This is a genomic window from Spirulina subsalsa CS-330, from assembly GCF_028330765.1.
In the GTDB taxonomy this organism is placed as follows: Bacteria; Cyanobacteriota; Cyanobacteriia; order Cyanobacteriales; family Spirulinaceae; genus Spirulina; species Spirulina subsalsa_A.
This window is the reverse complement of sequence record NZ_JAQMTY010000103.1, coordinates 1-7464: the sequence shown is the minus strand read 5'-3', so window position 1 is coordinate 7464 and position 7464 is coordinate 1. Positions and strand designations below refer to the sequence as shown.

Below are 7464 nucleotides of genomic sequence, written 5' to 3'. Positions count from 1 at the left end.
TAAAGGACTCGCTGTCGCTCGATTTGTTTGTTGGTGCAAATTCATCTCGCCACTAAAAGGCACGTCCGCCGTTACCTTCGGTAACTCTACTCGGACTCGCTTTATAGTGGGAGTCTTCTTTGCACATTTTAAGATAAACCGCATCATGGCCGCTGCCACTGTTTCCGGTTGTTCCAAGTGGGGTACATGACCCGCGTCGGGAATCCATACCAATTCACTGTTGGGAATCAACTGCTCAAACACCGGCGCATCCTTTGTGCCGAGAATCGCATCCTGCGCCCCCCAGGCGATCAACGTGGGTTGCTGGAGTTGGGGTAGTTGACGTTTAAACGAACCATAACCGCCCTGCTTCGTGAATTTCACCAACGCCTGATTCCAACCGGGGATCGCCACATGGAGCGCCGCGCAAAGATTCGCGTCAGCGGTGACGAATTTAGCATCGTTGTAGTAGGCTTTGCGGCTGATTTTTTCGCGGACTTGGGGACTGCTGAGGAAGTCCGTCGCCCAGCGATCGAGGGGGGGAATCATTAATTTGCCGGCGATCGGTCGGGGGGCCAGGCCTGCACTGTCGAGCAACACCACCTGTTGCACGATGTCCGGATAACTGAGGGCAAAATCCAACGTTGCCGCCCCGCCCATGGATGCGCCCACGAGAATCATCGGGGTTTGGATAAAGTGCTGCCAAAAGGCGTGAATGTGGGCTTTAATCGCCTCGGTTCCAGCGGGAAGATCGAGGCGACGCTCGGTAAAGCCAAAATTGAGCAGATCCATCGCCCAGACCTGATGCTGCTCGCTGAGGAGGGGCAGGAGGCGGCGATATTCGAGCAGGGAACTGTCGAAGCCGTGGAGGAGGAGGATCGGCGGTTGTCCTGTGCCTTGGGTGACGTAGGTAGAGGCGATCGCTCGCTCTGAAAGAGGCGTTAAGATAGGTTCAACCTGAATCTGTCGGGCCATGGCGATCGACGTGGATTCGGTCAACTGGGCAGCATCCGCAGGGAGAGTATAGGCAGGCATGACAGACGACAGACGACAAAATAACCCTTCACAGTGTAGAGCATTCACGCCCCATGCCCCCCCGCCGCCCTTCTGTAAAACCCCTCGTTTTCCTCGTCAGTCTTGGCTTTGGTCTGCTCTGTTTCGCCACGGTGTCCCGCTACGGCCCCGAAGCAAATTGGGCGCGGGAATGGCTCGCATTGTTCCCGCTGCAACTCCTCGCCCTGGGATATGTGGGCTATCGCTATGGGTTCAAGCGCCGCTCAACGTCTCGCCGCTCCCAAGCGACAGAGATTCACCGTAGCGGCGATATCCAGACAGAAACCTCAGAGGGTGAAATTTGTTAGCGCATTCCTCCAATCGGGTGAACAGGGTTTAACCTATCCAACAACACATTGCAAATGGGTCAACAGTTGTGCGTTATGTATAGGCAGTAGCACCATTCAAGCCGGGGACTCAAACGCAAGTCCCAACACCAGACAGCGATCGCCCTCCCCCCGGACTTGATAGGTTTGGTGCTCCAGGGTAGGAGCAACCACCAAGTGATGATGAGCCGCAGGCGTACCGTCGAGGGTGCAACGCCCTTGCAACACAAGCAGACAATTGCCCCGATAGGTATATTGTCCGGCAGCGGTCAGGTTCACCAACTCGGCACGGATGCCGCCCGCCGGATCGAGGGGGATCGGGTAAACCGCAACAGCCTCGTGAACAGGGGTAAAGGGGTATTGGGTGTCGAGGTCTGGGGCGAGGGTGTTGATCTGGATGGGGGATGCAGTGGGAGCGAGAGCAATGGGGTCAAAATTGGGCGGGGAGGCATAGGCCAACAGAAAAAAGCCGCTGCTGTGGGTGATGGCGTGGGCACTGCCGGGGGGGTTGAAGGCCAGGGAGCCGGTGGGATAGACCCCGTTCGTATCGGTTTGGGAGCCGTGGATCGTGTAGATGGCTTCGGTTTGGGTGTGGTGGTGCTGTCCGACGCTGCCGTTGGGGATTGTGTACCAGAGGATGCTGAGATGTTGGGTATCGGCAGCTCCGGACAGGATCAGTTTTTTGAGGTGCGGTTTAAAGGTAAAAAAGTCGTAGGGATCGGGGGTTTGGATCAGGGCGTTGAGATCAATCCGGGTGGATGGGTGGCAAGACGACAACGGGCGATCGCAGGTCATGGCTACCCCTCCACCGTCGTGATCCGGGGCCAAACGGTGAGGAGGCGATCGCAGCGATCAGACATAGGGTTTTGGCTTCAGCAGAGGACTATGGTTCAACGATACAGGACGAGCCGATTTGTTGGGCAGAAAAAACACGCGGAGACCGTGCGATCGCACCCCAAGCAGCCCATCAAACCAAATTCGACAACGTCAGCGCATTTTGCTTTAACTGTTCCGTACTCGTGCGCGTTTCACCAATCCCAATCACCGTTTGGGCCGCCCCTTGATTAATACTCGTCACCACCTCCGTAATTTGTTGCAAGGCAATATCTTGCTGCTTCACATTGGCGGCAATTTGTTGAGAATTGAGCACCACCGTATGCACAGAAGTCACCACCGTTTCAAAAATCGCCGCAGTGGATTGCAGCACCTCCATTAATTGATTGATTTTTTCTGTCCCGACTGCGGTGACTTTCGTCGTTGCCGTAATCGACTGTTTAATCTCTTGAACCAAGCCATTAATTTGAGTGGCTGAATGTTTACTTTGATCCGCCAGCTTCCGAATTTCAGACGCAACAACCCCAAATCCCTTGCCATTCTCACCCGCCCGCACCGCCTCAATCGCGGCATTTAACGCCAACAACTCCGTCTGCATCGCAATCTCACTCACCAAATTAGAAATCAAACCAATTTGAGCCGTTTGGGATTCAAGAAGTTGTGTGTGGTGGGTGATTTTTTCGGAATTATCGTGCAAGATCGTGACTTTCTCGATTGAAGATTGCATCGAATCCTGACCCGTTTCCGTGAGCGTAATCACCTGTTTTTCTTGGGCAGAACTCGATTCCGCTTGACTCGCCATATGTTGAGAAGAGGCGGCCAGTTCACTAATGGTTGCTGTCGTTTGGCTCATGGAAGCAGCCTGCTGACTCGTAACATTTTCCTGCTCTTCAATCGTGCTCGCCAATTGAGACGACATAGATGTTAAGTTCAGCGCAACATCTTCGATGGGCAGAATGACGTTATTTTCAATCAATCGATAGATAAAAAAGATTAAGAACAATAGGCTGATCGTCCCAGACAAAAGCGAAAATTGCATCCATCGTCTTGCCTGCATAGCATCACTTTGTCGGACTCGTAGCAATTCATCTTCAATCTCATACATCTCATGGAGCCTCGACCGAATTTCGTCCATCAGTCGCTTACCAAGCTCAGATTTTACCAACGCCATTAGTTGTTCTTCTTGCCTACTTTTTTTAAGACGAATGGTTTGATTGAGTTCGGCTATTTTTTCATCAAAAATGGGTCTTAGATCATCTAAATTTTGAGTTTGTAGCGGGTTATCACTGGTTAACTGATACAGATCTTGAAAGACACGATCAATATCTTCGAGACTTTGATCATACGGTTCTAGAAAGCTTTCACTGCCGGCGAAGATAAAGCCCCGTTGACCGGTTTCTGCATCCACTAACACTTTTTCGAGGAGGCGAATGTTAGACTTGACCTCGTGGGTATGACCAACAGAGGTAATGGTTTTGATCACGCTACTGTTAGTTGAATAGGCGATCGCACTGACAATCATGTTAATCAATGCGACCAGTCCCAAACCCAAAGCCATCATCGTTCTGAGCTTCCAGTTTTTAGATTGAGCGTTGATGTTGATCAGCTTCATGGGGGGATTTTGTGAAGAGTGCATCCCAGTTATGCAATCCCTCACCCAACCCTCTCCCTCAAGAGAGGGCTTTTGGCTCCTTTCTCCTGCGGGAGAAGGGCTGGGGATGAGGGTGCTCCCTGGCGAGCCATGGGAATCTGCAAAAGTGGGATGCACCCTTTGTGAACTTGTTGAGGGTGCGTGGCAGGGCCCTGATACCGTCTATTAGATCGGTTTAATCCTGTTTAATTCTAACCTCAATGACTCGTGCGATAGGTGGATTCTAACGAAATGTTGCAACCACGAATGGACTCCCTGAATGGACTCGATGGTACAGATTGAGGCGGAGCGATCGCACCTCAAACACAGTCCATAAATTCATGTCAAAACCCCATAGCTTTTTTACCGATAACCCTAAACAGCTAGAGTCTCTCTCAACACTTTTCTGGCAGTGCCAAACATAGGAATAATTACTCAGTAGAGTTTCAAAAGAGTTGACCAACGTGAGAGAGCGATCGCGCTTAGTCATCAGCGGCTTAATATTGAGAACAGTAATGTTTTTGAGACTGTCAAAAAATCGCCTCTTTTGTCTTGAAATGATCGGTCAAATCAGCCGTATCCTTGCACCCAGCGTGAGGGTTTGAAAACCTCTGTTGATCGGCTACAGTGGGTAAATCAGGACAAAAAATGCGAACATTTGCCCTCATTCTGCATTGGGTTGACCGCCGTTCCCGTCCATCCCCCCTCATGAGTCGGGACTATACCGCTGCCTTTCAACAACTCGCCGGCGCTCAGACCCCTCAAACCAGTAGCAGCGATGCCGAGGAGGGCGATCGCACCGATGTTTTTGCCCAACTCCTGAACAATCAAGGCACACCCAACCAAGCCAACACCCCCGATATGGCCGAACTCTTCACCTACATTCGGGAACAAACCGGCACATCCTACGGCTTCATCTATGCGTTGAGCTTACCCGATGCCTTGGAACTGATCTTAATTACCCCCGATAGCAACGTTGTGCGTCAGATCATTCCCGAAGCCGATCGCGCCACCCTCAACCGCACCGTCACCACCTTCCGCCGTCGGATTCAGGGGTTAGGAAATGGGTATCAAACCTCAGCCAGCCAGCTTTACGATTGGTTAATTCGCCCCCTGGAGCCGTATCTAGCCGATCTTGATGTGGATACCCTGGTATTTTCCATGAGCGAAGCCCTGCGAACAATTCCCCTCGCGGCGCTCTACGATGGCGAGCGGTTCCTCGTTGAAAAATACAGCCTCGGCCAAGTCCCCAGCCTCAGCCTCACCGATCGCACCTATCGCACGGTGCAAAATCCCACCGTCCTCGCCATGGGTGCATCGGAGTTTGACCAGTTGCAAGACCTGCCCAGCGTCCCCCTCGAACTCCAAAGCATCACCCAAAACCCCACCAGCCGAGCTTTTCTCAACCAAGACTTTACCCTGGAAAAATTTACGCACCTATAGCCGCGATCGCACCTTTAACGTCATCCACCTCGCCACCCATGCCGCCTTTCAACCCAATCATCGGATCTGGGCACGTTGGGACTAATGGATCAATTCTATGCTCAACTCAATGCCCCCACGCCGCTAATTAAAGCCGAAGCCCTCCGCCAAGCCCAACTTCAAATGCTCCAGGGTCAAATGACGATCCGCGATGGTGCGATCGCCAATCTTGACCTCCCGCCCGGCCTCGCCCAATACGACCTCGATTTAACCCATCCTTTCTATTGGAGCGGCTTCACTTTAGTCGGCAGCCCCTGGTAGGTTCAGGCTCAACGCCACTACGGGGCCCAAGGGCCGATCACGGTTTCCCCGGCTTCTTCTTGGGCGGCGAGTTGGAGGTTGAGGGTTAACAGTTTTTCGAGGAGGTCATCGTTGGGCTTAAATCCGTAGGCTCGGAGGACGAGTTTATCGAGTTGTTGATGGAGTTTATACAGTTGGCTGGCGGGTTCATCAAAGTAGGCGTTATAGAGTTTAGTGATTCCCCATTGTTTGCGCTCCATTTCTTGGCTACGGTATTCATGCAATGCTGTGGCCGTCGCTCGGATTTTTTCAACGATTTTCGGCGCTGGGGTTTGGGGAAATGGGAAAGTTTCAAAACAAGTGTTATGGGTGTAACGGGTTCGATCTTCTAGGGTTGAGCTTTGCGCTTTGACCCAAACCCGATGAGTCTTAGACGTTAAAATTCCCAAAACATAAAAATCATCAGACGAAACAACTTTAGTTGAATCACTAGGCAGCCAAGATGAATTTGCAATCAAGAAGATAAACCATTTTGAATGTCTTGGAACGATGAAATAGTTTTTCAGCTTGGATAATGCTAACCGCATCTCTGGCCGTGGCCGTGGAGACAACCACCAGTTTTCTTTAGCCCTTTGATCTCGATTAGTATCTCTTTTCGGTTTTACAAAGGTTCTTACGTGTTCAAAAGGCAGCATAAAATCGCTAGCTTCTTCTAATGTCATTCCATAAAAATCAATAATCCATCTATAAGGAGAACCACTGGGATTATTAGTTAGACTTCTTGCATCTAAAAAAGGCTTTAAGGCTAGTCTATTATTTGCATCTTTTAGAGTCCATTCATTGACTCTGTCTAATGAAATAATAAAACCCTTTCCTGTCGGTTTAACCCCTTCAAAGCAATAACCATGATTATTTCTTAGTCTCTTAGATTGAGAAACATCAGTTGTACATTTCAGAGATGAGCTAATTTGTGACACAATCTGATTATCAAGATGTAATTCTTTGGGAAGATATCGCATCCAATTAACAATACTGACATGGACATTAGCTTGACCAGACCAAGGTTGTGTTGAGACTGCTTCGTGTATATAGCCATTATTTTGAGTTATATAGTCTAAAGAAGCAATTCTACTTGTACCTTGACTCACAGTATTTGTACCAACAAGCCCAACTCTACCACTTTGCTGAATTCGATCATGTGCTAATCGAAACCAGTAAATACAAAAATCAACCTTGTCTTTTACCTCAGGAAATGCTTGACTAACTTTTTCAGTATATTTATCACCGAGTTCCTTTCGCATTCGATAGCCACCTAAAAACGGCGGATTTCCAATGATTGCATCTGCCTCGGGCCATTTCGTAAACAACGCATCTTTACAAACAATATTGTCATCTAACGTATCCAACGGTAAAACAGGCTCAATCAAATCTAATCGATCGATTGCCACCTTTCGCGCAATTGTTAATGTCACCCGCGCCAACTCCACCGCAAACCGATTACTATCAATCCCAAAAAACTGCAACGGTGTGACAAAACCGATCTGCTTTTGTCCCGCATTCGACCGTCGCCGCTCCGCAATCTTATCCAGCAAATCTTGCTCAATTTGCTTCAACTCCTGATACGCCAAATAAAGGAAATTCCCCGACCCACAAGCCGGATCAAGCACCCGATAATTCCGTAACTCCTCCTGCAAAATCGTTAACTCCTGAATCGTATTCGCCCCCTCGATCCGCTCCTCCCAATAGCGCGAAATCGTTGGGCGAACAATCTTCATAATGTCCGCCTCCGAGGTGTAGTGAATCCCGTGGGCGTGACGCTCCCCCACATCGATCGCTGATTCAAAAATATTCCCAAAAATCGCCGGGCGCACCTTCCCCCAATCCTCCAGCGCCGCCACCTCCAACACCCGCAACTCCTCC

At 50.1% G+C, this 7464-nt stretch carries 7 protein-coding genes; 3 read left to right on the top strand and 4 right to left on the bottom strand.

The window, feature by feature from the left end; all coding sequences use genetic code 11:
- The coding region (locus PN477_RS07100) for an alpha/beta fold hydrolase (protein ID WP_272147112.1) at positions 1-1062 on the bottom strand (1062 nt) is incomplete at its 3' end.
- A 5-nt stretch (positions 1063-1067) separates the two neighbouring features.
- On the opposite strand from PN477_RS07100, the gene PN477_RS07095 reads away from it, so the two are divergent.
- Entirely contained in the window at positions 1068-1340 is a 273-nt protein-coding gene (locus PN477_RS07095) for a hypothetical protein (protein ID WP_272119041.1), read from the top strand.
- 96 nt (positions 1341-1436) lie between these two features.
- Here PN477_RS07095 and PN477_RS07090 read toward each other — a convergent pair whose 3' ends face one another.
- Positions 1437-2153, bottom strand: coding sequence for a cupin domain-containing protein (locus PN477_RS07090; protein WP_272119039.1), 717 nt, complete (start codon positions 2151-2153; stop codon positions 1437-1439).
- Positions 2154-2325: 172 nt separating this feature from the next.
- On the bottom strand, positions 2326-3804 hold the full coding sequence (locus PN477_RS07085) for a CHASE3 domain-containing protein (RefSeq protein ID WP_272147109.1): 1479 nt from the start codon (positions 3802-3804) through the stop codon (positions 2326-2328).
- A 666-nt stretch (positions 3805-4470) separates the two neighbouring features.
- Between PN477_RS07085 and PN477_RS07080 the strand changes: the two genes are divergently transcribed.
- Positions 4471-5265, top strand: a complete 795-nt coding sequence (locus PN477_RS07080; RefSeq protein WP_272119035.1) for a CHAT domain-containing protein — start codon at positions 4471-4473, stop codon at positions 5263-5265.
- Between the two features lie 75 nt (positions 5266-5340).
- Complete coding sequence (locus tag PN477_RS07075) at positions 5341-5565, top strand: CHAT domain-containing protein (RefSeq protein ID WP_334310534.1); 225 nt, start codon at positions 5341-5343, stop codon at positions 5563-5565.
- A gap of 17 nt (positions 5566-5582) precedes the next feature.
- On the opposite strand, the gene PN477_RS07070 is transcribed toward PN477_RS07075, so the two are convergent.
- On the bottom strand, positions 5583-7464 hold a 1882-nt coding region (locus PN477_RS07070; RefSeq protein ID WP_272119033.1), incomplete at its 5' end, for a class I SAM-dependent DNA methyltransferase.